The following is a 26,770-nucleotide window of genomic DNA, read 5'->3' as shown; positions in this document are numbered from 1 at the left end:
GTTCACTATTTCAGTAACTACACTTGTTTTAATATGATTGGCATCATTAACTTATCAACAACTCGTTCGATGTAATGAGAATTAGTAGACTGATTTCTAGAGTAAAGATTATACATAACTAAAGCAGGGCCAATATCTGTAATGAGCTCTATATCGTCATCAGTAATATGATTTTCTTTTACATAAGGATCAAGCATTGATTCAATAACGTTCCTGTAGCGCCAGTAAAAAGCAGCCCGCAGCCCTTTTTCTAATTCTTCATTACAAGAAACACAATTACAAATTGCATTCATCGCTTTCTGATAATTTTTATTATCTTCCAGGAGTAACAGAGAAAGCAGCTCAATCAATTGTCCTCTCAGATCTTGATTTTTATTTAATTTCTCTTTTGCTATTTCGAAACGACTCATCGAAATAGCAGCGTCAAGGACAAGGTCCATTTTAGAAGACCAACGTCTATAGATTGTCCCCTTTCCCACTTTTGCCTTTGAAGCAACTGCGTCTAATGTTAAGGAGTCATACCCGTTTTCGGCTAGTAAATCTATAGTTGTTTCAAGAATAACCCTATTGCGTGATAAATCTAGAGGGCGCCCTCTTTTTACTTCTGTTTGTTGCTGTTGTTCATATGTCATAAAATTCTCGACACCTTTCCTCTAGGTTAACTTTCTTATTTACATACATAATTATAGCATCTTTATCATATATTACGATAATATTGCGTTCTATAATTATCTATGCTATGATTTTACGGAACTTTAAAGTTCCATATATAAAAGATGCGGGGGAATCACATATGTCAACATCGTCAAGTAATAATTTCAAAAAACGAAATATGGTAGCGAGAGTATTGGTTATCGGCGCAACTGGAAATGTGGGATCACAAGTAGTCAAAGAGTTTGACAAAAATGATGAGGGTGTCGTCATTCGGCTTGCAACAAGTCGTCCAGAAGTTGCGAAAAAGTGGCGAGCTGAGGGCCGTGATGCCGTCGTACTTGACCTTAATCGACCTGATACCTTCGCTGAAGCTCTAGAGGACGTGGACCGGGTATTTTTGCTAACGGGTTATACTTCTGACATGCTGTATCAAAGTAAAAAATTTGTTGATGCATCGGTCAATGCGGGAGTAACTCATATCGTCCATCTGGGTGTATTCACTTCGCGTCAGGATTTTATACCTCATTTTAATTGGCATGACCTTGTAGAAACCTATATTGAAGCAAGTGGAATCGCTTGGACACATCTTCACCCCAACGTGATTGCGGATACAATCTTTGCTTTTGCTTCAATAACCGAAACACATTCTTTCCCAGTCTATTGGGATGACATGCCGCAAGGGTGGGTATTCGCACAAGATATTGCTGCTGTTGCTTCTGCCGTGTTACGAGAGGGTCCCGAGAAGCACGGAAGTGCTAATTACTGGTTGAGCACGGAGGTGCTGACAGGCCCTGAGGTCGCCGATATTCTAACTGAGGCATCAGGAAAAGAGATTAAATGTATTACACTTGATCCTGCGGACTCGGAAGCGTATGCTGCTCAGATTACAACCGTACCAGAGCGCGCCTATATGGAGAGCGCTGCCATAACGATGAAATTAGCTGCAGCTGGTAAAATGCCCCTTCAGACTGTTGTTCACGATGACGTCTTAACAGTGCTGGGTCGTCCTGGGACTACAATGGCGGAATGGGGACGTCAAAATCTTTAAGTAACGCTTTTAAAACGAGACAATTGCCCTTTCTTTAAGGAGAGCGCATATTTTGATTCAGCGTATCAAACATGAATATCAGCCAACCTATATCTTATAAAGATATAGGTTGGCTGATGAGATATATACAGTATAAAAAAGGAGATAGGATTAAGATGAACAAACAACAAAAAGGTATGGAAAGTTCTCATATAAAGACTATACCTATTATTACATCATTTCTGATTGCCGGATTTATTGGTTTGTTTAGTGAAACAGCTTTAAATATGGCATTAAAAGATTTAATTTCTGGCTTTGGTATTCATGAAACTACCGCCCAGTGGCTGACAACAGGGTACCTGTTAACATTAGGAATTCTGGTACCTATTTCAGGTTTTATTCTTCAACGATTTACGACCAGACAGCTTTTCATAACGTCTCTTATTTCTTCCATCATAGGAACGTTCATTGCAGCTATCGCACCAACGTTTGGTGTACTAATGGTTGCTCGTGTAGTGCAGGCAATTGGAACAGCTATACTTTTACCACTTATGTTTAACACCATCCTTGTTATCATTCCACCCCATAAACGTGGAAAATCAATGGGGATTATTGGGTTAGTCATTATGTTTGCCCCGGCTGTTGGGCCAACCGTAACAGGTTTAATTTTAAAAACATTAACATGGCACTGGATTTTCTGGATTTCGCTTCCGTTATTAGTCGTTGCTTTAGTGTTTGGAACTTTTTTTGTGCAGAACGTTACCACACCAACAAAGCTAAAAATCGATATAGTTTCTGTCGTTCTTTCAACAATAGGTTTTGGCGGAATTGTATTTGGATTTAGCAGCGCTGGAGAAGGTGGAGGCTGGGGAAGTTTACAGGTTATTCTATCTCTTGTCATTGGAACTATCGCATTAATTGCGTTTTCTGTTCGTCAAACGAAGATGAAAGAGCCAATGTTAGACCTTAAAGCCTTTAAGTATCCAATGTTTACAATTGGTCTTCTATTAATTCTAGTCTGTATGCTGATCATGCTTTCTGCAATGATGATTTTACCGTTGTATTTACAAACATCATTAGCTTTATCAACGTTTACAGCTGGTCTTATGCTTCTTCCTGGAGGAATTATTAATGGCATCCTTTCACCAGTTATGGGTGGGCTGTTTGACCGTTTCGGCCCTAAATGGTTAGTTATCCCTGGACTTGTGATTGTAGCCGGCACAATGTATGGTTTCTCAACGATAACGCCGGAAACTTCAACAGGGTTTATTGTTGCTTTACACATTGCACTTATGATATCTATTTCGATGATTATGATGCCAGCTCAAACGAATGGTTTAAATCAACTTCCATCTGAACTGTACCCTCATGGAACTGCTATTATGAACACCTTGCAGCAGGTTGCTGGTGCAGTTGGAACAGCTGTTGGAATCTCCATTCTTTCATCAGGTTCAAGAAGCTTCCTTGAGACGGTATCAGATAAAATGGATCCGTTAAATCAAGTTCTTGCTTTTAACAACGGTGTTCAAAATTCTTTCATCTTTGCAGTTGTTGTCGCCATTGTGGGATTAGTGATTTCATTTTTTATTAAAAGAGTTAAGCTCAAAGAGGAAGCTAATTAACTATACACAATTGATTCTGTACGATGGCTAAAAAAAGACTTCACAACTAGTGGAGTCTTTTTTTAAACAATTAGTTTTTTAGTAAATTTATTACTCCTTTTTCTGTGATTTGACTATTATTTATCATTCAACACTTGAAGGGTAATACTACAGGCGTCGCACATAATAAAACGCGAATATATAGTGTATACATTTACTCAGTTGAAAGCCTCACGAATATATGATTGTTCATTCTAAGCAACCGTACTTATTATAAGAAGTCCTACCATTTTTATAAAAACAATTCAGTGATGTTGAGTTCTATAATAAATCTTGTTATACTATTTACGGAACTAATTAGTTCTATATATAAATATAGAGGTTTATTATAAAGAAATAGTAACCTAATAGGAGGAACTGAAGTATGTTAAATGAAAAAACTGAGAAGACCAGAGAGATAGCCAAAAAGTTTCTGGAAACTTTATTTAAGGGTAATGTTATAGGTATTGGAAACATGTTTGAAGGAAGTGATGCCGGATGGAAAGTCTTAGGTGATAACCGAGGGTTTCCTGTTGCTCGTAAGTATGGTCCTAATGAAATCGGTGACTTGATCAAGGCGGTTAGCCCAGCAGCAGCACGAGGCGGTGACGTTGACGTACTGGGTGTTTTCGCAGATGGCGATAGAGCCTTTGTCGAAATTCATGCAAAAGGGACAAGTTTTTCAGGAAAGTCCTATGATAATCGAGTGCTTTTCTCGATTCATACGGGAGAAACAGGCATATTATTAATTGAAGAATATCTGGATACCCGTCATCTTCATGAATTGCTTTTCGATACGAATGCTGAATAAATAGGCTTCTCATATAGCTTCAGACAGTAATTCCCTAACAGCTTTCCTCAAAGTGATTGAAAACCTTGAACAAGCTTAAGGAATAGTAAACCAAAACTAAAAACCGAGCACCTAATATATGTGTTCGGTTTTTAAATGTTTAATACTAATATGCGTTAAGTACTTAATTAATAATAAAGAAAGAACTCAAGCGTGAAGATCTTACTTCGAAGTACTTTACAACGTTAGCTAAGCTAAGTGGAGATTATTTAAAGATAAATAAATAGCATCAATTCACAAAAAAACAAAATCAATATTAGCGATTTAGAAGCCTCTTTCACATAGAAAGATTTCCCTCACAACAACCGTCTTTTTAGACTAATAACGGCTCACCTGGTGATTTTAAAATGCAGAGAAACACTCTCTGGCGAAATTAATTTTTATTTCTCGTATGACTAACTCTTTGAATACAAATTTTATTATTTTAAAACTACAGAAAAAAGACCACTTACAGAAGAGAAATATTAATTATTGTTTAGTGTTTTTGGAATTAAGCACTTTCTAATTTATTACATAATTTTTTATAGCATATAGTAGAAATATCTGGATCTTTCTATTGCGTAATGACACATTATCTTATACTAATACAAAGTTAAAAATCAATATTACTTATATTGAATATGTAAATGTTGTAACTAACTTATATAAATTAAAGTTTTATTATTTACTCAAAATGACGACAAATACGCAGTTTTCTCCAAAAGATTACACTTGTTCGCGTCTAAAAAGGTACACCTTTTTAGACTGAAGGAAAATCAATAATAATAAGTCTATTTAATCTTAAAAATAAAGCTTTTGAGACGTATAAAAAGGAATAGACCTTTTTATGCTTTCTGTCATATACTTAAACCATCTACTATAAACAAGGATGATTTTAACAATGGGAATTAATTTTGGGTATATTCGTGTAAGTACCAATGAACAAAATTTGGATAGACAGTTAGAAGCAATAAAACCTTATCTAACAGATGAAAAATATCTATACAGTGATAAGGCGAGTGGGAAGGACATGGAACGAGACGGTTTTCAGAACATGCTTAAAGCAATGAGAGATGGCGACACACTGTATGTTAAATCCATTGATCGTCTAGGCCGGAATAAAGCACAAATAAAAAAATATTTAGAGCAGTTTAAAAAAGAAGGAATCAGAATCAAAATTATTGATTTACCTACGACTATGCAAGAGGTACCTGAAGGCCAAGAGTGGGTTATAGACATGATCAATAACATCATTATAGAGGTTTATACATCTATGGCGGAACAAGAGCGAGCGACTATTTTACAGCGTCAACGAGAAGGCATAGCCGTCGCTAAGGCAAAAGGAAAACACCTGGGTCGCCCAATCATTGCTTTTCCTAAAGAGTGGGATAGGTTATATAAAGAATGGAAGTCTGGAACAATCACTGCTGTAGCATTTATGAAAGCAGTAGGCATGAAGAAAGCTACATTTTACAATAAAGTTAAAGCATATGAAGCAAGGAAGTAACGTTCTTTCGTCTCTTCATTTTACTGAACATGCTAAAAAAGATGTTTAATCTCTCTATTTTAAGGATACAGAATAATGCTGGATTGGATAAGGAACAGATTTTAGTTTTGAATCTGCTCCTTTTTCCATTTTACAAACTGTATATGATGTAGAAAACTAGTTAACGTAAAAGACATTCTAAGTATGACCACATACTTTTAGTTACCTTTATACATTAATTCATAGCACCTTTTCAGCAAGTGCAAGTTATGATATTACCTGAAGAAAAGTTAACAAATTGGTTATGATATAATGACAAAAGCCCTCTACTTTTGAAAAGGTTAGAGGGCTTTTGTATTTTAAAACGAAATATATAGTATTTCCTCCATATAACTAAAAATAAAGGGAGCCATATAACATGCAACTTACAAACATTGAGCAACTACATCCCATTAGAGATGTGATTATCCAACGCAAAGAAGAGCTTGCGGAAAGTAAAAAACAAAACCTGGCGGTTCTTCATGATGTTTATACAGACTTAACAACCTTTCGACTCGACCTTCTTACTATTTATGCTGACTCTATCCTTGTAGAGAAAGACATTGCTGCTGATATGATTAAGGATTGGGGAGAGAATTTCTCTAATCTACTCGTTAATCGCGGACTTCCTTTAGACCTAGCCTTAGATGAAATTAGTTACTACAGAGATATTATCGGAGAAATTATTAAAGACGAAGCGAATGATAAAAAATTCTCTCTTAACGTTTTCTATGAAATTATCTCCCACTTTAATACCATCGTAGATGATGCTGTGCAGTGGGTAAGTAAATCATACTTACAAGACTACACAAAACAAATAAAACATGCTCAGTATGCGATTGATGAGCTGTCCATACCTATTGTCCGTATGACGGAAGAAACGGGTATCCTTCCTTTGGTAGGAGATTTAGATACCCAAAGAGCTCAAATACTAATGGAAAATGCATTAGCCAAAGGCAGCGAGTATAAGTTAAGATGGCTCATTATTGATTTATCGGCTGTGCCTATTATTGATACCATGGTAGCAGATCAACTCTTTAAAGTCTTTGCAGGATTACAACTGATAGGCGTAGGTGTCGTTCTAAGTGGCATTCGTTCAGAGATTGCCCAAACTATGGTCAACTTAGGGATAACAATTGATCATATTAAAACGTTTGCTAGTTTACATCAAGCTGTTTCTTACACAAATTCTTTTACCCCATCAGTAGGATAAATTGTTTACATTAAGTATAAAAGAAAAATACACTGAGCAAACTACCCAAGATGCCGTAAGGTATCTTTGTATAAAGTCGTGAGAAAAACCAGCCTTTAGGGACTTAAGGGTTGGTTTTTCTGTTCTTTTTAGTTGTACGTCGTATACAGAATTAATTATCGAAATGTCGCTTATAGGAATCAAAAAAGCCTTTAGATTCATAAATCTAAAGGCTTTTGGTATAACTGGTTTTTTAATATTTCTTATATTTAATAGTTACATCCTAATAATCATCAGGACTTATTGGATCAAATAGATAGTGGATTTTCAATCTGTTAAGATTCAGCCATTCTAATTTTTATATTCTTTTTTTTTAGCTCCTGTACTACTATAAATATGCAATAACTAATACAGTGGTACTACGTATTCTGCTTGAGGACCTTTTTGACCAATATATTCTATGTAGGAAACTTTCTGCCCACATTTTAAAGAGTTGGATTTAAAAACGGAACTAAAATGAAAAAATAAATCTTTAAAACCGTTATCTGGTGTGATAAATCCAAAACCTTTTTCATCATCAAACCATTTTACTGTTCCTATTTTATTTTCCACTACAAACAATCTCCTAGAACCTAAGGTTAATTATATAAATTGATTTGCCATCTAATAGTGAAGAAATAGTGAAAATTGATTCTATTCCTTTTAACTCATCATTCATTCCTTATTATGGAAGATGAAATAACTATTAGTCTTTTCAATCTAGTTTTGCTGAAACCCTACTTCCATCAATATTCAATGCACCATCAATAAGTTGAGATGTACCACTTGTAAAATAGGATTCATCGCTAGCTAAATATGCAACAAGATAAGCTACATCAATAGGTCTGCCCACTCGCTTAAGTGGCTGCGAAGCCATTGCTGCATCCTTAGTTTCCTCAGTAGGAAATGCCTCTTCAAACAGTTGAGTTTGGATGACTCCTGGAATGATAGCATTTACCCTGATATTGAATTCACCTAGTTCAACTGCCGCAGCTCTAGACATTGCGTCTACTGCTCCTTTACTAGCAGTATATGCCGTAAGTCCTCCACTAGAATTTACAGCAGCTATTGATGACAAATTAATAATAGATCCTATTCCTACTTCTTTCATATGTGGTACAACGGTCTGCATTCCGACAAACTGGCCCCAAGCATTTATATCCATTACTTTTTGCCATTTCTCATATGTTAATTGATCATACTTTGTAGTTGCTAGTATTCCCGCATTGTTAACTAGAACTGTAATTGGACCGAATGATTTGAATCCTTCTTCAACAACACTTAACCATTCATTCTTAGAAGAAACATCATGCTTTAAAGCAATTGCGCTTCCATTAAATTCTTTATTGATTTCTTCTACTATTTTTTTAACACTATCATAGTCAATATCTGTCGCGATAATTTTAGCTCCTTCTTCAGCCAATAGTTTTGCTACAGCAGCTCCTAGGCCGTTTCCTGCCCCAGTTATTAATGCCACTTTACCTGATAATCTCCCCACAATAAATATCCTCCTTTATTTACCATTTAAATCAAGCAACAACAATTACCATGCATGGATCCATAGTTTAACTGATCCTTCAAGCTCTTCTGTGGGGTTTTAACCCCGTATGATTTTCACTAAACGCACTACAGGAAACATCCACTTTGTTACTCAAGTTGCAACTTGATGATTATTTTACAGCTTAGAGTAGAATCTAAGTCAATAGGTTATTTAGAATTACCCCAATAGTACCAATAACCGTACACTAGTGGTTTACTCATTCATCGACACTACGTCCAATGATTCATGGGCCTCGCGAGCGACCTATAATCAGTATGAAAAAAAGTAAGCAGCTTCATGACTACTTACTTCTTTTGGCATATTTAACTGTATCTTTTCAATTTAAGTTTCTTATCCTTGACTTAGAGTAAACTCTAAGTATTATTCTTTCTTTATGTCACAAATTAAAAAGGAAAGAAGAAATAGATCTATCAGATTTAATGGAGGCGGTTATATTGACATATTCTATTGGAGAATTTTCTAAACTCGTTGGGTTAAGTGGATATACATTGAGGTTTTATGAAAAGGAAGGGTTAATAAAGGTAAACAGAGACGAGAACAATGTCAGAATCTACTCAGATGAAAATAAATTATGGATTGAATCTTTGCTTCACCTAAAAAATACGGGGATGTCACTAAAAGACATGAAACGATTTGCTATGTGGGGGCATATGGGGGATGAAACGATGGAAGAAAGGTTAGCTCTACTTAAAAATCATCGTAAGAAAGTAGTGGAAGAATTGGAGAAGATTCGTCAAAGTTTAGAGCATTTAGATAAAAAAATAGATTTTTATGAAAATGAAGTAGGAGACTGTTTCTCTTAGAAATTAAGCAGCCCATTGTTTTTTCTATTTGCATCCTTTGGATAAACCTCATACAGACAGCTTTCTACATCGTGCTTTTATCGAAAATAAAAAAAAACAAAAAAACACTTGCGTTAGAGTGCTCTCTAAGGATTAACCTATTCTTGTACCATTTAAATACATGAAGGATTGATCAACCTTTACAATATACGACAAACTAACAATGTTAGATCAATACTATTTAGAAAGAGGTTAAAAAAATGAACGAAAAATATAGCGACTTATTTAAATCTTTTACATTTAAAAAAGGGATTACCCTTAATAATAGAGTGGTTATGGCACCAATGACAACTTGGTCCAGTAATGATGATTACACGGTTTCAGATGAGGAATTAACCTATTATAAAAAAAGAGTAAACGGAGTAGGACTTGTGATTACTGGCTGTACACATGTGACTCCAAACGGGATCGGTTTTACAAATGAATTTGCAGCGTATGACGATACATTTATGCCGGGCTTACGTAAATTAGCTGAAGCCGCGAAAAGTGGCGGATCTCCTGCTATCCTTCAAATTTTCCATGCAGGTAACAAAGCCCTACCAGATCTTGTGCCAAATGGTGAAGTTGTTAGTTCCAGTGCTGTAGAGACTGAGGCAACTGGATTTGCGCCTTCAGTTTTGCCTAGAGAACTTTCTCATAAGGAAATTTTAGATATCATCCATGCATTTGGAAAAACAACAAGAAGAGCAATTGAAGCAGGCTTTGATGGCGTTGAGCTTCATGGTGCTCATGGATTTTTAATACAAAACTTCTTCTCACCTTTCTTCAACAGACGAGAAGATCAATGGGGAGGATCATTAGAAAATCGCATGCGTTTCCCACTGGCAATTGTTCAAGAAGTGAAAAATGTCATTGAGAAGCATGCAACAAAACCGTTTATTTTAGGATACAGACTATCTCCTGACGAACACGAAGAAGGTGGTTTGAGAATGAAGGATACCTATGCATTGATTGAACGCCTTATTGAAGAGGATGTTGATTACGTGCATGCTTCGTTGGCTGATGCTCTCTCTTCAAAGCCAGTCGACAGTCAAGATGAAAAAACATATCTTGAGTTAATTGTTGACCATGTAAACAATCGAGTTCCAGTACTGGCTGCTGGTTCTATGGTAACGCCGGATGATGTTGCCAAGGCGTTAGATAAGGGTCTACCCCTAGCTGCGATTGGCCACGCGTTAATCATGAATCCAGACTGGGTTGAAAAGGTTAAAAATGGACAAGAGTCTGAAATCCAAACAGCCATAAAGACTTCAAAGATTAGTGAGCTTGAGCTACCGGAAAAGCTTTGGGGCGTCATTCAAGCTTCAGGCCCATGGTTTAAGATTGAGGAATAATCTTAAACCAACGGCTGATTAATTAGGGCAAGAGATGTTTGCAAGGGAAGTGCCTTCAGTTGCATCATCTCTTGTGAAAAATTGGAGCGTAAGAGAGCTCCTCAAGGGGGAAAATAAGATGAAATCACGAAAACTTGGAACATTAGAAGTATCGGAATTAGGATTAGGGTGCATGAGTATTAGTGCCAATTATGGTCCTCCAGCAGACAAAGACCAAGGTATCAAGACAATTCGTACAGCCTATGAGAATGGTGTCACGTTCTTTGATACAGCCGAAGTTTACGGTCCATATACTAATGAAGAGCTGGTTGGAGAAGCTCTCGCACCTTTCCGCGACGAAGTGGTTATCGCAAGTAAATTTGGATTTGACCTTGAAGGTTCAGAAGGTCTTAACAGCCGACCAGAACACATCAAGAAAGTGGTTGAGGACTCGCTTAAGCGTCTAAAAACGGACCGTATTGATCTCTACTACCAACATCGAGTAGATCCGAAAGTCCCAATCGAAGAAGTGGCTGGCACAATGAAAGATCTAATCAAAGAAGGGAAGATTTTACATTACGGTCTCTCTGAGGCGAGTGAGGAAACAATCCGCCGAGCGCATGCTGTGCAACCTGTTACAGCAATTCAGAGCGAATATTCGTTTATGGAAAGAACACCAGAACAAAATGGCGTACTTAAAGCTTGTGAAGAGTTAGGAATTGGCTTCGTCCCATGGGGGCCAGTTGGAATGGGTTATCTCACTGGGAAAGTAGATGCTCGCACAAATTTCGACCCGAAAACGGACCTTAGAGCTGAGTTCTCTCGCTTTACTCCTGAAAACTTAGCAGCAAATATGCCGGTTGTTGAATTGCTCAGAGAGTTTGCAGAAAAAAAGAATGCTACACCGGCTCAAATTTCCCTTGCTTGGCTTATGGCGCAGAACCCATGGATTGTTTCTATTCCAGGTACACGCAATATAGATCACTTGAACGAGAACTTAGGTGCAATGAATATTCAGCTAACGTCAGAAGAACTTCGTGAGCTCAAAACTGATTTCTCTAAAATCAAAGTGCACGGTGGCCGTATGAATGAAATGCAGATGCAGGTTGTTGAACAGTGACAGTTTAATACTTAGCGTGTTGGAGAACGTGATTCCCTGAGGCTCATCGTAATTTACGTATAAAGTAGAAAAGTTTATTGTTTTTACCATGGTTTTATAAGAAAGGACGTCATTTATATGTCAAATATTCAAGATAAGGTTGTCATTATTACAGGTGCTTCTAGTGGAATTGGAGAAGCGACTGCAAAAGAGCTTGCATCTAAAGGTGCGAAGCTGGTACTGACAGCTCGTCGCGAAGATCGATTAAAAAAATTGCAAGAAGAGATTCAAAAGGGTGGCGGGCAAGCTATTTATAAAGTGACAGATGTTTCCTCACATGAACAAATGGAAGAGTTAGCTGAGTATACTCTTACAGAGTTTGGAAAAATTGATGTAATGGTCAATAATGCAGGAGTAATGCCACTGTCACCTGTTTATCAGAAAAAAATCAAGGAATGGGATTCGATGATTGATATTAACATCAAGGGTGTGCTTTATGGTATTGCTGCTGTTCTACCTTCCATGAGAGAAAGAAAAGAAGGACATATTATTAATGTTTCCTCAATAGCTGGTCACTTAGTATTCCATGCTAGTTCGGTTTATAGTGGTACAAAGTTTGCTGTACGTGCCATTACAGAAGGTCTCCGTAAGGAAGAGGCACCCAATAATATTCGTACAACTATTATTTCGCCAGGAACTATTTCTACAGAATTACTAGAATCCATTTCAGATGAGGAATTAAAATCTGAAATCGTTGAAGTTAGTAAAATTGGAATCGAGCCTGCTAGTATTGCTCGTGCCATTGCATTTGCTATTGAACAACCATCAGATGTAGCGATTAATGAGATGATTGTTCGTCCAACAATTCAAGAACTCTAAAAAGAAAACTTTTGTAATGAGGCAGCCCCACTTTTTAGGGGCTGCCTCATTACATTCTACTTTGCAAATAACGAAAGCATAAATTACATTAATTTGTATAATAGTAAAACATCGTAATCTTATAAAGGTATATCTTGTAATACACCTCTTATAATAAATAGAGTAAATATAGAAACATTAAGTATTAAGTAATTAGTGAATGTTTATTGCTGGAAAAGGTTAATAATATTACTTAAAAATAAATAAGTAATATTTGAATTTAAAACCTTAACAAGAGTAATAGCTAAAGTACTTTATTAAAAATAGTTATACCATTTACCTATCTTGTAGAAAAACTGCGTATTTGTCGTCACCTAGAGTAAATAATAAAATATTAATTTTAAGAACAATATTTATACATTTACTGTTATAAAGTAAATAATTTTTTAAAGTATTTTCAAATAAATTAACCTTATTAAAAAATACATCAACAAAAAATAATTATACAATTTCTTTTTAATAAAAATGAATACATCAATTTCCAAATGTGAATATAGAAAAATGAAGAGAATTATATAAAATTACTGTGACAAAGAAAAATTTAATTATGCTTTAAATGGGTTTTTTTGACTTTAAATCTCAAATAATGTTAAAATACAAATTATTACTTTTAATAATATATTATATTCTCTGCTCAATTCTTTAGCTTAGTTTCTATCTTGATATAGATGCAGATTCTTTCTCTTAAAATCATGATCTTATTTGGTACAGTACCTTGTAATAAACAGTATTAAATAAAGTACTAATGCTTATTATATGAATGTCCGTTTAGAAAGTGTCTATAGAGTTAGTAACACTGCTAATGACAAGTAGTAAAGATGAATAAAATCACTCATAGTAAGACAAATATTTACTTACTCATAAAGATGGATTATTAGAGTAGCATTTAAGAAATTACCATAAAATTGTGAAAGGAGACAGTATTATTTTTTACATAATTCAAGCTTGAATAGCAAGAGTGTATTCAAATTATTAATTGTTTTGTCGGGGAGAGTGATGTAATTGAATAAGGATCAATACTTAAATTTATTAAAGGGTAATTTAAGATATATGTCTGAAGAAGAGAAGAATGATATTATCGCAGAGTATCGTACACATTTTATTAGTAGTGAAAAAGACAAAAAAGATGAACAAGAGATAATTAATCAATTAGGGAAACCTATAGAGGTTGCTAAAGAACTAAATGCTATTTACGCTATTAATCGAGTTGAAGAAGATAAAAACATGAGAAGTATCCTAAAGGCAGTATTATCTATTATGGGATTAAGTGTAATGAATTTATGTATTATGTTTATAAGCTTTTTTGTATTACTAATCTTATTACCGTTTTTCTTGGCCTACATTATAGGTGTACCCATCATGTTATTTTCTCCAATTATTTTAGTTTTCATGGGGGTTATCAACGGATTTCATACGATAAAAACAGAAGATATTTACGAAGTTATAAAAGGAGTTATTTTAGGCTCATTATTAACAGTAGTTGGTTATTATTTCGGGAAAAACCTTTTTAAATTGCTAATTAAAAATTTGAAATGGAACATATCTATGGCTAAAGGGAGAGTTTGAATTGAAAAGAACTTTTTTTAGTTTATTACTGATTTTTGTACTAAGTGCCTGTTCTCACAACGGAAGTATGGAAACAACTAATAAACAAACTTCACATGGAGAAGATGTAGACACAGTCAATGAAAAACCTTTACAAGCAGAAGATATAAAATTACCAGCATCAATATTCAGCTCCAAGAAGTCTAACACCTTAATTAGTGAAAAGGAAATGAAACAAAGCATTAAGGTTTACTTAGATAGTAGTGAGGATTTATATAATGCCAGTAACCAATTTGAAGAAAAAATAGATTCAAATCAAAAACTGAATAATAAAGAATTAGATAAATTTAAACAAATAAAAAATCTAGCCAAAGAAAACGATGAGAATTTTTCAAATTACATTTCAAATAACACTTTACCTAAAGGTTATAAAGAAAATTCCAAAAGAATTAGTCGATATATCATGGGTATAAACGAATTTATAGATGGATTAGATCAAGTAATAGATAACATGGTTGATGAAGCTGGTGACGACAGTATTTTCGAGGACAAGATTGATTCTTACATAAGTGGAAATAGTAATATAAGTGGACGAGAACAGAAAAAAATAGAAAGTTTTCTGGATGAGAAAAAGATTGATACAAAAGCTTTTGGACGAAAAGATAAAAGTTAACTGATATGCTTTTATAAATATTTATAGTGAATAACGTATACAAAGCTATTTTAAATAATGTGATTTCATGGCACAAAATAAGTAACGCATTTCACAGCGTTACTTATTTTTTATCCCTGCCTCATTTATCAATTTATAAAGGTAACCTACTATGTATTCCCTTGATGTTGTCTCTTCCAAATCATTGTTTTCTACAAGATCGTTTATTCCTTTATCAATAACTTGCCATAAAGGAGTCCCTTCCAAATGCTTATATGGATGTGACATAAGCCTATTTTACACCTCCTATTTCAATAGAATGTTAACATTATGTGAACTGTACAAGATATACAAATCAGTGATAAATCAAAAGTAAAACTCCTAGGAAGATTAGCCCTAGTGATAAGGGAATATTACTCGCACCTAAAATTAAAGTAATAAAATCTAAAGAAAAGAGAAATGTACCTGTTTTCCTCTGTATCTCCTCATTATCCTCCTGATCTTTACTTAACCAAATTGAAAAAAATATAATAAAAATCCCTAAGATAATTAATCCTGCTGAAATAAGATATAGCATTTGTTTTCCTTCATTCTATTAATTTAATTGTCTACATAATTAGCATCAAATGTATCTTTTGTAACATTTAATATATGACCACTAATACTAACTGTTTTATTATTTACCCATTTAACTTTAGCTTTTTCCTGAGGGTAATTCCAATAGATATTTTTCCTTTTTTTAAAAACTTTATTTGTATAAGTCACTTCTCCTCTAATAGCAAAAGGCGTAGTCCCTCCACCACTCGAACGATAAATCTTTACTATGTAATCACCATTAGGGGATGTACTTTGGAAAATATATTCTCCCTTTGGAGCAAATTGCAGGTAACTAGGTGCAAAAAGAAACCACCAAATAGATCCTATAACTAAAAGAGCGCTCAATGCGCCTAAACACACTATATATCTTTTTTTCACTTCTTAACCCCTATCTAGATAACTACATTATAGGTTTATTGCTTTTTAATTATATATCAGAAATGAGTTAAAGAAGACTGAATATCATATATACTTTTCGTTAACATAAGGAATTTTTTAAGAATTATAATGAAATATAAATAATGGCTAAAGAAAGTTATAATAGAACTTAAATATAAAATAAGGTGAGATGTATGAATGATTGATTTTATATCTGATCTTCTTTCAGGCGGGATAGGGCACAGTACTGGTGTTTTAAATACAAGGAAAATTGACAGTAATATTAAATTACTAAGACAGTAAGAATGGTTTAAAAAGATTTATGAGAATAACCAATACTATTCACTACTTATCGGAAATAGAGAAGTCAGAGCTTACTTACAAAGTAATTTTCGTGTTAAAAGAATGATTCATAATGAGAAATCTCAAGCAAAGTTCTTATTGCTCTTAAACAGAGAATTGAAATTATGATTTCTAAAGTATGTCTCTTAACATACTCATTCTTATTAGCAATAACCTTTGACGAAAATTTAGTTTATCTACAATGCTATAATAAGCACTTATAAAGGTGAAAAATCTATAAATGAATAGGTGTTAATGATGAAGAATAAAAGAAAATACTTTAAATACAATGAAGAAGATATTCTTGAAATACTTTCCGAGTATCTTTATACAGACTGTAATTCGGAAACTATAGGCTCAAAAGCAATATTACTCGGCCAACCTGGGGGAAACCTACGATTAGTTGCAGTTGTAGGAGATGGTGAAGATGAGGAACTTTATGAAACAGATTTAGAGGAAATTGATCAAAAAATAGATTTTAATGGTTCACATTGAAAATATACTCTAGTTAACGTAATGGATTTTATCTGTAGAATTACAAAAAGCCCTTAAAAGGGCTTTTATAGTTAATACAGCTATTATGTACCTTGTACCTCTGTTTTTAAGGTTAAACATTCCTTACAAAAATAAAAATAGATAATCATTTCTCCCAGGAAAAGGTCCACACCCGATACAAGATCTACTTCAAAATCATGAGTGATACTGGAAACATATTGCATGTCATGATTACAGGTTGGACAGCTTATATCATTTGGCTTGTTGACATATAGAGGTGCTCCCAAAACTCTACATATATACTCCTGACCAAATAAGTCAAATGCATCATAGTAGGCATCTTCATTGACTGGTATATCTTCTTCTAACATATCGATAAGTTTGAATTTCGTATAAGGAAGAGGAACAGGTATTTTACCTTCTTCGTCTTGAATCCATTTTTCCTTATCATTTTGAATCAAAACAGTAACACTTTTTGTTGTAGGATGTAATTGAAATAGTTGAGGCTCCCATAAGGTAGAACAATTTAAGCATGATGTTAAAGGTAATTCTTCTAGTTTAGAAGTTCTAAGTTCACTTAATCGATCATCCTTTAGATCAAAACATAAAATCTGATGTAAATCTTCCCCACATAACCGACATTTTGGTACATTCCACTCTTGTCCTCCAAAACGATGATTATAAACATCATTACCTTCAATAGCTCTAAAGCCTTTATGCCCCTTCCAATGCTGTCCATAAGGTCTATTTATCATTGTAAGCACCCACTTTTTGTTCTTAAAGAGTATTTGACCACCCTTCTTTATTTGAAAATGTCTCATAACTACATCCACTTTCATAATCGAATTTTTTACCCTTTTTTACATAATAAGCTTCTGATGAAAGAGACAATAAAATTTCAAATTCAGTGTCCTTAAGCATTTTTGAAGGATTGGATACGATATCTTCAAAAACTTCTTTACCATGAGCGACGACTGCACATCTGGCATATAAGAAAAGGTCAGGTGAAAAGTGTTGATCTTGTTGAGAAAAACTGTATTCACCAATTTCTTTTGCATGTTCTTCTGTATCTAATAAGAAAAGCTTATAAGAGAGAGTTTCTTCAAAATGTCTTATTTTCCATGCAGTGAAAGTAGAAAGTTCCTTAATAGCAGCCTCTACAATCTCATCTTCATCTTCTTTACTCCAGTCTAATAAAGAAATAATGTCCCAGAAGACTTGATCATCTATCATTTTCTTTGGTTTCACAATCTTGTTTCTACCAGCATAGGCGTCAGCTTCTTCTATTTTCTTCTGCATCTCAAGTTTAAACCCTTGAGGATCTGTTTCTTCTCGCCATTTATAGTAAACATCCATCGCACATTCTTTTGACCATATCCCTCCATACACATTTGACTCTATACCTAATTCCTCTTGAGATAAAGGAATGTTTCCAATATAGATTAACTCTTCAGGTAATCTTCCATCTACCCACTTAAATGTAGGTTCTTCTTTTTCATTAAGTAAAGACTTTGTAATTAAAATCTGACAAACATTCTGATCATCTATTGCAGGCATCTGTTCACCTATATAATTTGTAATACCAAGAAGATAAGAGCGATCAATGATATCCATTACTTTAACTGCACCATACTTATTCATCGGCAATGGAGCAGCAAATATATCTCCTACTTGCACGGTTCTCTTTGAGTTCAATATATGTCATTCCTTTCAATTAAAAGTGTAAGTATAAGTAGAATAACAAGGAACGTTAAAAGAACCTATCATATATAAGCTTATTTAAAGTAATGTATCAACAGGAAGGTTTTATTCCTCATCAAGGACGAAATTACCTTTTTCATCACGAATATATGCAGTACCAGGTTCTGCATCAAGAAACGGCATTATATCTGGATCATAATTGCATATTGTATTTACCAGATAAACACCATGTTTTTTAGAGTTATTCATGTAACGATCATCTTCATCTCCAGAAAGAAACCTCCAACCACTATCTGCTTCGTTATATTCATAGGGTTCTTCTCTATACATATAACCAACCTTACAACCATCTACTGTAATCCTATCAGTTGCAATACATCCTTCATATGAATCAATAAGTTGTTTGATTTGGCTTGCATCTAAATAAAATTTCTTCTCTTTTTTTCTAAAATTAAACATGTTTTATGCTCCTCAATTAATCTATCATCTATTCAGCTTTATTTAAGATACTATAATTCTATTGAATATGTATATCTTATTTATATAAAATGTATTTTAGGTAGCAAAAGACGTTAGAACATTAGTCTAACGTCTTTTAGAAGTTAATTTATTTTAAAGAAGTCTTCAATCATTTGATCAGTCTCTTCAGGGCTTCGTAGTTCGACTATGTTATCATTTTCATCGTACGTATAATGATTCTTAAACTGGAAGGGCATAGCTTCATACTGTTTTTCTACTTGCTCTAATACTTGATGAAAGCAGTTATACTTATATTCCTTAATTAGATAAGGTAATCCACTTGGTGAACGCAAATATTCATATTCTTTATAATTGTAAGGAGTGTGTTCAGGCCTCTTTATCAAGATTTTCATGAAATGATTCATAATTTTACTTATTTCATGTTCTTCAACGTATTTCACTAAACCACGTACAGCTATTAATTTCATTTCTAAATCTCGCTCTTTCTTATAGGCCTTTTGAAAAAATTCACCAAGCTGAGAATTATAGATATCTCGTAACACCAAGAGTAATTTATGACGTAGAGAAATGTCCTTTACGTTGAAATATAAATACTTCAAAGTTTCAAGATCATCGAGTTCTATCAATTTTGGCTCTAAATTAAAAATTGATTCTCTAAAGTCCATATTGCCTTCATAAAAAGAACCAGTTTCGTAAGCACTAGATAAAGCTTTATTTATCAATCCCACCAAACTCCAAACACTTTATGATTAGGATACAACTCTGGAGCAATAGGGGGGGGACCAAACATATAACCTTCTTCTATTTCGTCAGGTTCTAAGATTTTAACCCATTCCTCTATTTCTTCGGGATTAGCGCTCGATAGGATATATATTCTTTCCGAAAATGGCCAATATTCCTCGTCTTCAACTTCCATAATTTCAACAAGTACGTCTTGTACACTTGGCTTACTTTTAATCTCAAATAAAACAGAATAAAAAGTATCAATTCCGGGATGGTCCATAAGGTTACAGCCAATAGAGCCTTCATCTTCATTACCTTCGAAAAACTCTTCTAGAGACACTAAAGGTGCAGTTTGTGCATCAGGATAACCCTGTTCATATATCTTCTTTATCAAATTATCTTTCATACAATATCCCCACCTTTTAAGCACTTATAACTATGAATATCATATATAACTTAAGTGTACACAACAACTCTTACCGTTACTTAATTATGTACGTTAAACCCACCAATTAGGAGAAGAATTCCACCATTCTTCTCCTTCTTTCAATGATTCTCTTACATTTATTGAAACCACTTCTGTGTTATCTTTATTAAATTCAAACATTTCACCTATTTCTTTTCCTAACCGTTGTCTATGGGCGGTATCAATATTATAGACCTTTACCTTGTTAGGTGTATAAAACGTTTTAGATACATCTATATGACCTTCTGGAGAACATTTAGAAACCTCTACGTAGAGCACTCCACCCCAAGCACTAAATTGAATCATTAACAAATCAACACGATTCTCCAGTTTTCGATAAAAATGAGGAAAGGAACCTTTAAAACCACGATCTCTCAAAGTAGGAATAACATTTTTTCTTAAAGAATTAATCATGTTATCTCTTTCAACAGACACTTTAGCACTCCTTACTCTTTTCTTTGTAATAGCCCTAATACAGCCTATATACTATAGTCTTCTAGTTAACATAAACCAATTATAGGTAGCATTTTAATCTAATCGATTACATTCATAAGAACTTCACAGTCACAAAAGCCACCTTGGTTTTGCAGCGCCTTTACAACCTTGGCTTTTTTGCTCACGGAGATGTGGGTATCTAGCCATTCTTTAGTGTAGAGAAGTGTATGGTCACACCCCTGTATGTCTACTTTTTCGTCCAGAAATGCTTCCAATGAACCCAGCTCCTCAGGTGATAAATCAAGTTCGTGCCACTTATTTGCTTGCTCTTTTAGTAGCACTAACTTCTTTACTAACTTTCTGTCTTTTTTGTTAAGAGTGACTGCATTTTGAAGTGCTGATAAAGCTGCGTTATAATTCAGTAGATATTCTTCGGCTTGAGACAACAACTGCCAAGCAAACTCATCTGTTGGATGCTGTTCAACATATTCTTTGAGTCCTTTTCTTGCTGCTAAAAGATGGGGAATTGCTTTTTTAGAAGGAGCTCTTCTTTGATAAGATCCTTGCATTGCTAGTTTTTGTCCTTTTATTAGTTCCTCTTTTAATTCTAATAAACTATCCATTCAAATAGCTCCTTTTAAACAGTATTAAGAAACCAAAAATCTTTTATGTGATTTTCCCATACCCTTCAATATTCTTCAATTATTTTATGTATACTCTATGTATCACTAGTTTACATAATCCACATTTATAAGAAGTCATTAACCTGGTACTTTTTGACACAAACGTTTAATTCGATTATTATCTAATTAGATGTATATCAAATTAAAGGAAGAAGGTATTAAATTATGCAACTAGATAAGTTAGTCAATTACCATAAGGCAGTTGGAGACCCCACAAGAATTAGAATTATTTCCTTATTAAAAAAAGGCCCTCTTCATGGGCAAGCAATTGCTTATAAACTTGGGTTACAACCGCCAACCATTACTCACCATATTTCAAAATTGAGAGATGTAGGGTTAGTTTATCAAAGAAGACAAGGGAACATTATTTATTTTTATCTCGATAGTGAAAGGCTAGAATATAATTCAAAAGCTATCTTAAATATTGGGGAGGAGTCTATGGAGAACCAAGATAGTAAAATCAATAATCAAGATAAGTTATCTATTGTTAAAAATTTTATAAATAGTGACGGGACATTGAAACAAATCCCGAGTCAAAGAAAGAAAAAGAACGTTATATTAGCGTATTTAATACGTGATTTACATCAAGGAAAAACGTATAAAGAAAAGGATCTTAATGAATATATAAAAAACTATCATGAAGATTATGCGACTATTCGTAGAGAATTAATTATGCAACACTTCATGTATAGGCAAAACGGAGAATATGAATTAAATCCAAAAGAGATGTGGCCTGTTACCTTTTAAAATGAACGTTTCTTCGTTCATTTTTCAACCCACCTAATTTGATATTCATCTAATTAGATTGCTGTTATTTTTAATAAGAATGAGGTGGAAATGTGATTCCAATAACCAAAGAGGCTAAAGTACAAACAGGTATTTGGAAAGGAAAGTTTGTTTATCTATGGGTAGCAAGTATATTTTCAAGCCTTTCTATTTCAATGTATTTAACTATTGAGCAGTGGTATGTAGTCAATTACCTAAACTTGAAGAGCTCTTTAGGAATTATTTTAATGGCGACTACGATTCCTAGAGTATTATTAATGGTCATAGGAGGCGTTGTATCAGATAAATACAGACGATCTAGAGTTATATTCTTTTCATTACTAACTAGGTGTTTTATGCTACTTCTGATGGCTTTATTCTATACAAATAATTTATTATCTCTTTCTGCCTTACTTATATTTGCTTTATTATTTGGGGCATCAGATGCATTTTTTTGGTCAGCTAGAGATGCAATTGTTCCAGGGATTATTCATAAAGAACAACTAGTCAGAGCGAATTCAGTAATACAAACAACGAATCAGCTTTCTGTCATGTTTGGCCCTGTCTTAGGTGCTACTCTCCTTTCACTTTTCTCATATTCAACCATCTTTCTGATAATTGGCTTTACACTTTTGATAAGCATAATCTTGTTACAATTCATCAAAGAAAAGAAGACATTAAGGCCCAAGAAAACATCTATCTTAAGGGATTTAGCTGAAGGAATTAATTATGTTAAAGATTCCTCGTTTCTTCTGACAGTCATGGTGACATTTATTATTGTCAACTTATTCTTTATTGGACCTCTCATGTTAAGCATCCCTATCCTTGCAGAGGATCATTTTAAAGGAAATGCTTTTTACTTAAGTATTTTACAAAGTTCGTTTGCTAGTGGCATGTTGTTAGGAGCTATAATCATGGGCTGGTTGAACATAAAAAGGAATAGAGGAAAACTTGCAATTTCTTTCATATTCTTGGAAGGGTTATTACTTATGATATTTAGCCGAGAAATTGATCTCTGGCTTGCTGCTGCTATTTTGTTAGCTATTGGATATTGTGTATCGAGTATTAATATTCCCATAGTTAGTTTAATACAGGAGAAAACACCCTCAACCATAGTAGGCCGAGTTATGAGTGTAAATACAATGGTTTCCATGGGACTTATTCCAGTTTCTTATGGATTAGTTTCCACTCTTCTTAGCATTAATGTCGATATTAAATTTATCCTCTTATGTGCTGGTATCGTGATTGTATTATTTAGTGTACTACTTCTTTTAAAGGCTTCAGATCTTAAAAATACATGAGGCATCTACAATAAAACCAGGCCTTATTTAGTCACCATAATCACCATTCTAGGAACTTGCTATTTAGGCAAGTTCCTACGCTTGTTTTTAACTTTATATATATAGTCTGAACTTGAAGATAGTGACTGTACCGTGGCACACTTGTATAACTCTTTCAACGTATCCTTATCTGCGTAAACTGTCATCCACTCAATACCATTAGAAGCTGAAAAACAAAGACCCACTTTTCTTTCTTTACTGATTACATCTTTACAAAATCTAATGGCTGCATTACTTTCTCCTGTATTCGGATTATCCAAAATACCAGGATCATAGCAGGAAGTGAAGATATTTAGTTCCTTAAGCGTTTCTAACTCTAAAAAGATTAAAATAGAACCCCTCTTCCACCCTGTTGCATTCCAGAGCTGTTCATATCCTCTGATAACTTCTTTTTTTAAATCTAGTTGATACTTGTTGCGAGTAAAGGAAAGTATATCTGTACACTGATGAAATAATTCTGTGTCTTTGTTAAGGCCATACACATAGCATTCCTTAGCAGATGTAAGCAGTGGACGAAGAATTAAATCATGCGCTGGCAGCGTCTCACTGTCTTCATATTCATAAAATCCATCTGGAATCAACCTAACAAAAAAATGATCCAAAAAAAACGCCACCTTTCAACCAAAAAGCTTCTTTACTTATAGCATACTAATCTTTATAAGAAGTGTATATCATATACAGAGCTAGTTAACATAATGTCTCTTCAAGGAAGCAAGAAAGCAAAAGAATCCTTGGAGCAGTAAGCTTCCACCAAGGATTCTTTTTCCGGAATATGCAACTTTTTATACATCGTTGATATGACTACATTTTTTGAATAGTTGAAAGAAACGAGAATGTATAAAAAGCGCACCTTTTATTCATATGCTCGTACGGAAAAATATAGTCCATAAGGAAAAAATGTGTTATTATATGTCTGCACATGCATTTTATAGTAGAAAGCCACCTGTCCTGCAAATAATGGGTGGCTTTTTATTTTGTTAACGCTAATAAGACAAGCATACCTAAAATTTTCGATTTTAGTTAATATATATTACTTAAAGCTGGAACACTACTAACAGTTCTTTGTTGTTTCCAAAATGTTTACCAATCGCTGCTTTCCTTGTTCAGCTGTAGAAATCATCTCATCAAACAATTCTTGAACCGTAGGAACATCATTAATTAGTCCGATAACCTGTCCAGCCCAACCAAATCCCTCCCCTTCATTCCCATTGTAAATATATTTGCAGTTTGCCTTACCACTTACCATATCTTTTAAATCTTCATAAGTTGCCCCTTTGTGTTCACGCTCAATAATATTGCTAGTATATTTTGATTCTAAAACACGACCAGGATGCCCTAAAGTTTTCTTAATAATAACTGTATCTGTCTCTTTTCCCTTCACAAGTGCTTCTTTGTATACAGGGTTTGCATGCACACACTCTTGCGTAGCAATAAATCTTGTTCCCATTTCTATTCCTTCTGCTCCAAGGGCGAAGGCTGCTAATAAGCCTCTTCCATCTCCAATGCCTCCACTAGCTAGTACAGGAATTGACACAGATTCAACTACACGAGGGATAAGGACCATTGTGCCAATATCATCCCGTCCTAAGTGGCCGCCTCCTTCTTGTCCTACTGCCATTACGGCATCAGCCCCAAGTTCCTCAGCCTTTTTTGCTTGTCTAACTCCTGAAACTAGAACAAGAGTTTTAATATTTTCTCCTTTTATCCGTTCAAAAACAGGTTGAGGATTCCCTCCGGTTATAGAGATAGCAGGCACCTTCTCCTCGATAGCCACTTCTAGCAAGTCTTTATAATTTCCATCATGCCTTGCAATCGCAAAGTTTACTCCAAATGGCTTATCGGTCATGGTACGTACTTTACGAATTTCTTCTCGAAGCTTTTCTGGAGTTCCTAGAGTCGCAGCTGTAATTTGCCCAAGTCCACCAGCATTGGAGACAGCTGAAGCTAATTCAGCATAAGCTAAATAGGCTAATCCTCCTTGAACGATCGGATATTGAATTCCGAAAATTTCAGTTATTCTTGTTTTCATAAGTTCTTCCTCTCCTTTGTTAAATGATAGCTTGTTTTAATCATTTCATCTATTTCTTTTTCTGGTACGGTACCGTCTAAAATGATAGAATTCCAATGTTTTTTATTAAGATGATAGGCAGGTACTATAGAATCGTAACTTTGACGTAAATGACGATTTATCTCTGGTTCACCCTTTAAGTTTATCCAAATGTGGTCGTCTCTCTCAAAAATCCATGCAAACACTTTCTGATTTTCCTTATGTCTAATGGTAGTCCAGTTCTTATCCCGAAACGGTTGATCTTCAAATACATTTCTATATTTCATGCAGTAATTAATAGCTTCCTGCCTAGAGTTCATGACTTTTCCTCCTTTCTCTAGGTAAGACAAACACTTTCTACCTAAGGAAAGGTTTGTTAGATAAGACTGATTATTTTAATTTAAGTATTATTTTTCCTTTTGCTCTTCCCGCTTCTGAATACTCCAATGCTTTTTGGGCATCTTCAAAAATAAAAATTTTATCAACTGTAGGCTTAATCACTTCTGACTCTAACATTTCTGTGAAAATTTTCAACTGCTCTCCACTATGCTTCATAAAGAGAAACGTGTATTGCACATTATGTTTTTTTTCTAGCTTCGTAAGTTTATAACTTGCAATTGAAAATAAGGTTTTTTTTAATGAGCTAAATCCGTTTTCTTTAGCAAAGCGTGCATTCGGGATTCCAGATATAGAAACAATCTTTCCTCCTTTTTTTAATGTTACAAATGACCTCTCTAACGTCGCTCCCCCAATGGTATCAAGAACTGCGTCGTAGTCACGAATCGAATGCTCGAACTTTTCTGTCTTGTAATTAATAACTTCGTCAGCGCCAAGAGATTTTACTAAATCACTACCATCACTAGCTGTAGTTGCGACAAAAGCCCCCATATGTTTTGCAAGTTGGATAGCAAATGTTCCTACTCCCCCTGCTCCTGCATGTATTAATATTTTATGTCCTTTTTCAATTCGCAGAATATCATGTAAAGCTTGGTAGGATGTCAATCCGACTAGAGGGATTGAGGCGGCTTCTTCAAAATTTAAATTTTTAGGTTTTAATGCAATATCTTCTTGGTTAACAGAGATATATTCAGTAAAAGTTCCCATTTTATTTGCTCTAGGTCGACCATATACCTCATCACCGACTTTAAACTTCGTGACACTAGTACCTACTTCAACAATTTTTCCAGAAAAATCGTTTCCTAAAATTAACGGCATCTTGTATTTCAATAATAATTTTAATTCTCCTTTTCGAATTTTTGTATCAAGAGGATTTATACTTGCCGCATATATCTCAACTAAGACCTCGTCATTGTTTATTTTGGGCATAGGGAAGTCTAAAAAATTTGGTTTTTCACCGTAGTTTTCAATTGCTAAAGCTTTCATGACAATCCTCCACATTTTTTATTTAACCCACATGTATGTTTTCATAACAAACCTAAGAAAAAGAATATGAATATCCCTAAATAGGATATCCATATTAAA

At 34.3% G+C, this 26,770-nt stretch carries 30 protein-coding genes; 14 read left to right on the top strand and 16 right to left on the bottom strand.

What is annotated here, in order from left to right; genetic code table 11:
- Positions 1-17: 17 nt before the first annotated feature.
- Entirely contained in the window at positions 18-632 is a 615-nt protein-coding gene (locus tag MMB69_RS25255) for a TetR/AcrR family transcriptional regulator (RefSeq protein ID WP_263034363.1), read from the bottom strand.
- A gap of 161 nt (positions 633-793) precedes the next feature.
- On the opposite strand from MMB69_RS25255, the gene MMB69_RS25250 reads away from it, so the two are divergent.
- The 5 genes from MMB69_RS25250 to MMB69_RS25230 all read left to right on the top strand — a co-directional run bounded on the left by MMB69_RS25250 (position 794) and on the right by MMB69_RS25230 (position 6,888).
- Positions 794-1,702, top strand: a complete 909-nt coding sequence (locus MMB69_RS25250) for an NmrA family NAD(P)-binding protein (RefSeq protein ID WP_263034362.1) — start codon at positions 794-796, stop codon at positions 1,700-1,702.
- A gap of 155 nt (positions 1,703-1,857) precedes the next feature.
- The gene (locus MMB69_RS25245) at positions 1,858-3,303 is read left to right on the top strand and encodes a DHA2 family efflux MFS transporter permease subunit (RefSeq protein WP_263034361.1); all 1,446 of its coding nucleotides are present in this window, start codon (positions 1,858-1,860) and stop codon (positions 3,301-3,303) included.
- A 403-nt stretch (positions 3,304-3,706) separates the two neighbouring features.
- Positions 3,707-4,132 (top strand): nuclear transport factor 2 family protein, encoded by a 426-nt coding sequence (locus MMB69_RS25240; RefSeq protein ID WP_272767723.1) that lies wholly within the window; start codon positions 3,707-3,709, stop codon positions 4,130-4,132.
- A gap of 919 nt (positions 4,133-5,051) precedes the next feature.
- The gene (locus MMB69_RS25235; protein WP_277448624.1) at positions 5,052-5,657 is read left to right on the top strand and encodes a recombinase family protein; all 606 of its coding nucleotides are present in this window, start codon (positions 5,052-5,054) and stop codon (positions 5,655-5,657) included.
- A 397-nt stretch (positions 5,658-6,054) separates the two neighbouring features.
- Positions 6,055-6,888: an STAS domain-containing protein gene (locus tag MMB69_RS25230; RefSeq protein ID WP_277448623.1), complete on the top strand. Its 834-nt coding sequence runs from the start codon at positions 6,055-6,057 to the stop codon at positions 6,886-6,888.
- Between the two features lie 384 nt (positions 6,889-7,272).
- On the opposite strand, the gene MMB69_RS25225 is transcribed toward MMB69_RS25230, so the two are convergent.
- Entirely contained in the window at positions 7,273-7,479 is a 207-nt protein-coding gene (locus MMB69_RS25225; RefSeq protein ID WP_277448622.1) for a cold-shock protein, read from the bottom strand.
- Positions 7,480-7,621: 142 nt separating this feature from the next.
- Positions 7,622-8,404 carry an SDR family NAD(P)-dependent oxidoreductase gene (locus MMB69_RS25220; protein WP_277448621.1) on the bottom strand — a complete coding sequence of 261 codons (783 nt, stop codon included), beginning with the start codon at positions 8,402-8,404 and terminating at the stop codon, positions 7,622-7,624.
- A gap of 497 nt (positions 8,405-8,901) precedes the next feature.
- On the opposite strand from MMB69_RS25220, the gene MMB69_RS25215 reads away from it, so the two are divergent.
- The 6 genes from MMB69_RS25215 (at position 8,902) to MMB69_RS25190 (ending at position 14,857) form a co-directional block, all read left to right on the top strand.
- Complete coding sequence (locus tag MMB69_RS25215) at positions 8,902-9,270, top strand: MerR family transcriptional regulator (RefSeq protein WP_277448620.1); 369 nt, start codon at positions 8,902-8,904, stop codon at positions 9,268-9,270.
- 239 nt (positions 9,271-9,509) lie between these two features.
- Entirely contained in the window at positions 9,510-10,643 is a 1,134-nt protein-coding gene (locus MMB69_RS25210; protein WP_277448619.1) for an NADH-dependent flavin oxidoreductase, read from the top strand.
- A 118-nt stretch (positions 10,644-10,761) separates the two neighbouring features.
- Entirely contained in the window at positions 10,762-11,742 is a 981-nt protein-coding gene (locus MMB69_RS25205; protein ID WP_277448618.1) for an aldo/keto reductase, read from the top strand.
- 117 nt (positions 11,743-11,859) lie between these two features.
- Positions 11,860-12,600, top strand: a complete 741-nt coding sequence (locus tag MMB69_RS25200; RefSeq protein WP_277448617.1) for an SDR family oxidoreductase — start codon at positions 11,860-11,862, stop codon at positions 12,598-12,600.
- A gap of 1,041 nt (positions 12,601-13,641) precedes the next feature.
- Complete coding sequence (locus tag MMB69_RS25195; RefSeq protein ID WP_277448616.1) at positions 13,642-14,205, top strand: HAAS signaling domain-containing protein; 564 nt, start codon at positions 13,642-13,644, stop codon at positions 14,203-14,205.
- 1 nt (position 14,206) lies between these two features.
- Positions 14,207-14,857, top strand: a complete 651-nt coding sequence (locus MMB69_RS25190; protein ID WP_277448615.1) for an NDxxF motif lipoprotein — start codon at positions 14,207-14,209, stop codon at positions 14,855-14,857.
- A gap of 99 nt (positions 14,858-14,956) precedes the next feature.
- Here the strand turns inward: MMB69_RS25190 and MMB69_RS25185 are convergent, their stop codons facing one another.
- Positions 14,957-15,124 carry a hypothetical protein gene (locus tag MMB69_RS25185; RefSeq protein ID WP_277448614.1) on the bottom strand — a complete coding sequence of 56 codons (168 nt, stop codon included), beginning with the start codon at positions 15,122-15,124 and terminating at the stop codon, positions 14,957-14,959.
- A gap of 312 nt (positions 15,125-15,436) precedes the next feature.
- Positions 15,437-15,811 carry a DUF5412 family protein gene (locus MMB69_RS25180; RefSeq protein WP_277448613.1) on the bottom strand — a complete coding sequence of 125 codons (375 nt, stop codon included), beginning with the start codon at positions 15,809-15,811 and terminating at the stop codon, positions 15,437-15,439.
- Positions 15,812-16,411: 600 nt separating this feature from the next.
- Here MMB69_RS25180 and MMB69_RS25175 point away from each other — a divergent pair.
- Positions 16,412-16,648 carry a hypothetical protein gene (locus MMB69_RS25175; RefSeq protein WP_277448612.1) on the top strand — a complete coding sequence of 79 codons (237 nt, stop codon included), beginning with the start codon at positions 16,412-16,414 and terminating at the stop codon, positions 16,646-16,648.
- Between the two features lie 83 nt (positions 16,649-16,731).
- On the opposite strand, the gene MMB69_RS25170 is transcribed toward MMB69_RS25175, so the two are convergent.
- From MMB69_RS25170 to MMB69_RS25140, 7 genes are all read right to left on the bottom strand, one after another.
- Positions 16,732-17,403, bottom strand: a complete 672-nt coding sequence (locus tag MMB69_RS25170) for a hypothetical protein (RefSeq protein WP_277448659.1) — start codon at positions 17,401-17,403, stop codon at positions 16,732-16,734.
- Positions 17,404-17,425: 22 nt separating this feature from the next.
- Positions 17,426-18,343: a DUF4240 domain-containing protein gene (locus MMB69_RS25165; protein ID WP_277448611.1), complete on the bottom strand. Its 918-nt coding sequence runs from the start codon at positions 18,341-18,343 to the stop codon at positions 17,426-17,428.
- 111 nt (positions 18,344-18,454) lie between these two features.
- Positions 18,455-18,808 carry a DUF2185 domain-containing protein gene (locus MMB69_RS25160; RefSeq protein WP_048020727.1) on the bottom strand — a complete coding sequence of 118 codons (354 nt, stop codon included), beginning with the start codon at positions 18,806-18,808 and terminating at the stop codon, positions 18,455-18,457.
- Positions 18,809-18,951: 143 nt separating this feature from the next.
- Entirely contained in the window at positions 18,952-19,551 is a 600-nt protein-coding gene (locus tag MMB69_RS25155; protein ID WP_277448610.1) for a hypothetical protein, read from the bottom strand.
- Positions 19,548-19,958, bottom strand: a complete 411-nt coding sequence (locus MMB69_RS25150; protein ID WP_277448608.1) for a hypothetical protein — start codon at positions 19,956-19,958, stop codon at positions 19,548-19,550. Before MMB69_RS25150 ends, MMB69_RS25155 begins: the two co-directional genes overlap by 4 nt.
- A gap of 93 nt (positions 19,959-20,051) precedes the next feature.
- Entirely contained in the window at positions 20,052-20,453 is a 402-nt protein-coding gene (locus MMB69_RS25145) for a DUF4304 domain-containing protein (RefSeq protein ID WP_277448607.1), read from the bottom strand.
- A gap of 98 nt (positions 20,454-20,551) precedes the next feature.
- Positions 20,552-21,076: a DUF2695 domain-containing protein gene (locus MMB69_RS25140; protein ID WP_277448606.1), complete on the bottom strand. Its 525-nt coding sequence runs from the start codon at positions 21,074-21,076 to the stop codon at positions 20,552-20,554.
- Positions 21,077-21,301: 225 nt separating this feature from the next.
- Between MMB69_RS25140 and MMB69_RS25135 the strand changes: the two genes are divergently transcribed.
- Positions 21,302-21,883 (top strand): DUF2087 domain-containing protein, encoded by a 582-nt coding sequence (locus MMB69_RS25135; protein ID WP_277448605.1) that lies wholly within the window; start codon positions 21,302-21,304, stop codon positions 21,881-21,883.
- A gap of 92 nt (positions 21,884-21,975) precedes the next feature.
- Positions 21,976-23,202 (top strand): MFS transporter, encoded by a 1,227-nt coding sequence (locus tag MMB69_RS25130; RefSeq protein ID WP_277448604.1) that lies wholly within the window; start codon positions 21,976-21,978, stop codon positions 23,200-23,202.
- 59 nt (positions 23,203-23,261) lie between these two features.
- On the opposite strand, the gene MMB69_RS25125 is transcribed toward MMB69_RS25130, so the two are convergent.
- The 4 genes from MMB69_RS25125 to MMB69_RS25110 all read right to left on the bottom strand — a co-directional run bounded on the left by MMB69_RS25125 (position 23,262) and on the right by MMB69_RS25110 (position 26,671).
- The gene (locus tag MMB69_RS25125) at positions 23,262-23,843 is read right to left on the bottom strand and encodes a hypothetical protein (protein ID WP_277448603.1); all 582 of its coding nucleotides are present in this window, start codon (positions 23,841-23,843) and stop codon (positions 23,262-23,264) included.
- Between the two features lie 449 nt (positions 23,844-24,292).
- Positions 24,293-25,270 (bottom strand): NAD(P)H-dependent flavin oxidoreductase, encoded by a 978-nt coding sequence (locus tag MMB69_RS25120; protein WP_269871423.1) that lies wholly within the window; start codon positions 25,268-25,270, stop codon positions 24,293-24,295.
- Complete coding sequence (locus tag MMB69_RS25115; protein ID WP_269871422.1) at positions 25,267-25,608, bottom strand: MmcQ/YjbR family DNA-binding protein; 342 nt, start codon at positions 25,606-25,608, stop codon at positions 25,267-25,269. The genes MMB69_RS25120 and MMB69_RS25115 overlap by 4 nt, the downstream gene beginning before the upstream one ends.
- A 70-nt stretch (positions 25,609-25,678) precedes the next feature.
- Positions 25,679-26,671, bottom strand: a complete 993-nt coding sequence (locus MMB69_RS25110) for an NADP-dependent oxidoreductase (protein WP_269871421.1) — start codon at positions 26,669-26,671, stop codon at positions 25,679-25,681.
- Between the last annotated feature and the right edge of the window lie 99 nt (positions 26,672-26,770).

The organism is Priestia sp. P5, from assembly GCF_029522155.1.
GTDB classification, from domain to species: Bacteria; Bacillota; Bacilli; order Bacillales; family Bacillaceae_H; genus Priestia; species Priestia megaterium_E.
Note: the sequence above shows the minus strand (reverse complement) of the source record. Positions and strands in the feature narration are given on the sequence as shown.

Excerpts from the sequence above, each read along its gene's own strand:
- MMB69_RS25150 (WP_277448608.1), bottom strand. The coding sequence starts at position 19,958 with ATGAAAGATAATTTGATAAAGAAGATATATGAACAGGGTTATCCTGAT.
- MMB69_RS25140 (WP_277448606.1), bottom strand. The coding sequence starts at position 21,076 with ATGGATAGTTTATTAGAATTAAAAGAGGAACTAATAAAAGGACAAAAA.
- MMB69_RS25255 (WP_263034363.1), bottom strand. The coding sequence starts at position 632 with ATGACATATGAACAACAGCAACAAACAGAAGTAAAAAGAGGGCGCCCT.
- MMB69_RS25170 (WP_277448659.1), bottom strand. The coding sequence starts at position 17,403 with ATGATAAATAGACCTTATGGACAGCATTGGAAGGGGCATAAAGGCTTT.
- MMB69_RS25235 (WP_277448624.1), top strand. The coding sequence starts at position 5,052 with ATGGGAATTAATTTTGGGTATATTCGTGTAAGTACCAATGAACAAAAT.
- MMB69_RS25205 (WP_277448618.1), top strand. The coding sequence starts at position 10,762 with ATGAAATCACGAAAACTTGGAACATTAGAAGTATCGGAATTAGGATTA.
- MMB69_RS25160 (WP_048020727.1), bottom strand. The coding sequence starts at position 18,808 with ATGTTTAATTTTAGAAAAAAAGAGAAGAAATTTTATTTAGATGCAAGC.
- MMB69_RS25185 (WP_277448614.1), bottom strand. The coding sequence starts at position 15,124 with ATGTCACATCCATATAAGCATTTGGAAGGGACTCCTTTATGGCAAGTT.
- MMB69_RS25200 (WP_277448617.1), top strand. The coding sequence starts at position 11,860 with ATGTCAAATATTCAAGATAAGGTTGTCATTATTACAGGTGCTTCTAGT.
- MMB69_RS25230 (WP_277448623.1), top strand. The coding sequence starts at position 6,055 with ATGCAACTTACAAACATTGAGCAACTACATCCCATTAGAGATGTGATT.
- MMB69_RS25115 (WP_269871422.1), bottom strand. The coding sequence starts at position 25,608 with ATGAACTCTAGGCAGGAAGCTATTAATTACTGCATGAAATATAGAAAT.
- MMB69_RS25135 (WP_277448605.1), top strand. The coding sequence starts at position 21,302 with ATGCAACTAGATAAGTTAGTCAATTACCATAAGGCAGTTGGAGACCCC.
- MMB69_RS25240 (WP_272767723.1), top strand. The coding sequence starts at position 3,707 with ATGTTAAATGAAAAAACTGAGAAGACCAGAGAGATAGCCAAAAAGTTT.
- MMB69_RS25245 (WP_263034361.1), top strand. The coding sequence starts at position 1,858 with ATGAACAAACAACAAAAAGGTATGGAAAGTTCTCATATAAAGACTATA.
- MMB69_RS25120 (WP_269871423.1), bottom strand. The coding sequence starts at position 25,270 with ATGAAAACAAGAATAACTGAAATTTTCGGAATTCAATATCCGATCGTT.
- MMB69_RS25250 (WP_263034362.1), top strand. The coding sequence starts at position 794 with ATGTCAACATCGTCAAGTAATAATTTCAAAAAACGAAATATGGTAGCG.
- MMB69_RS25175 (WP_277448612.1), top strand. The coding sequence starts at position 16,412 with ATGAAGAATAAAAGAAAATACTTTAAATACAATGAAGAAGATATTCTT.
- MMB69_RS25110 (WP_269871421.1), bottom strand. The coding sequence starts at position 26,671 with ATGAAAGCTTTAGCAATTGAAAACTACGGTGAAAAACCAAATTTTTTA.
- MMB69_RS25210 (WP_277448619.1), top strand. The coding sequence starts at position 9,510 with ATGAACGAAAAATATAGCGACTTATTTAAATCTTTTACATTTAAAAAA.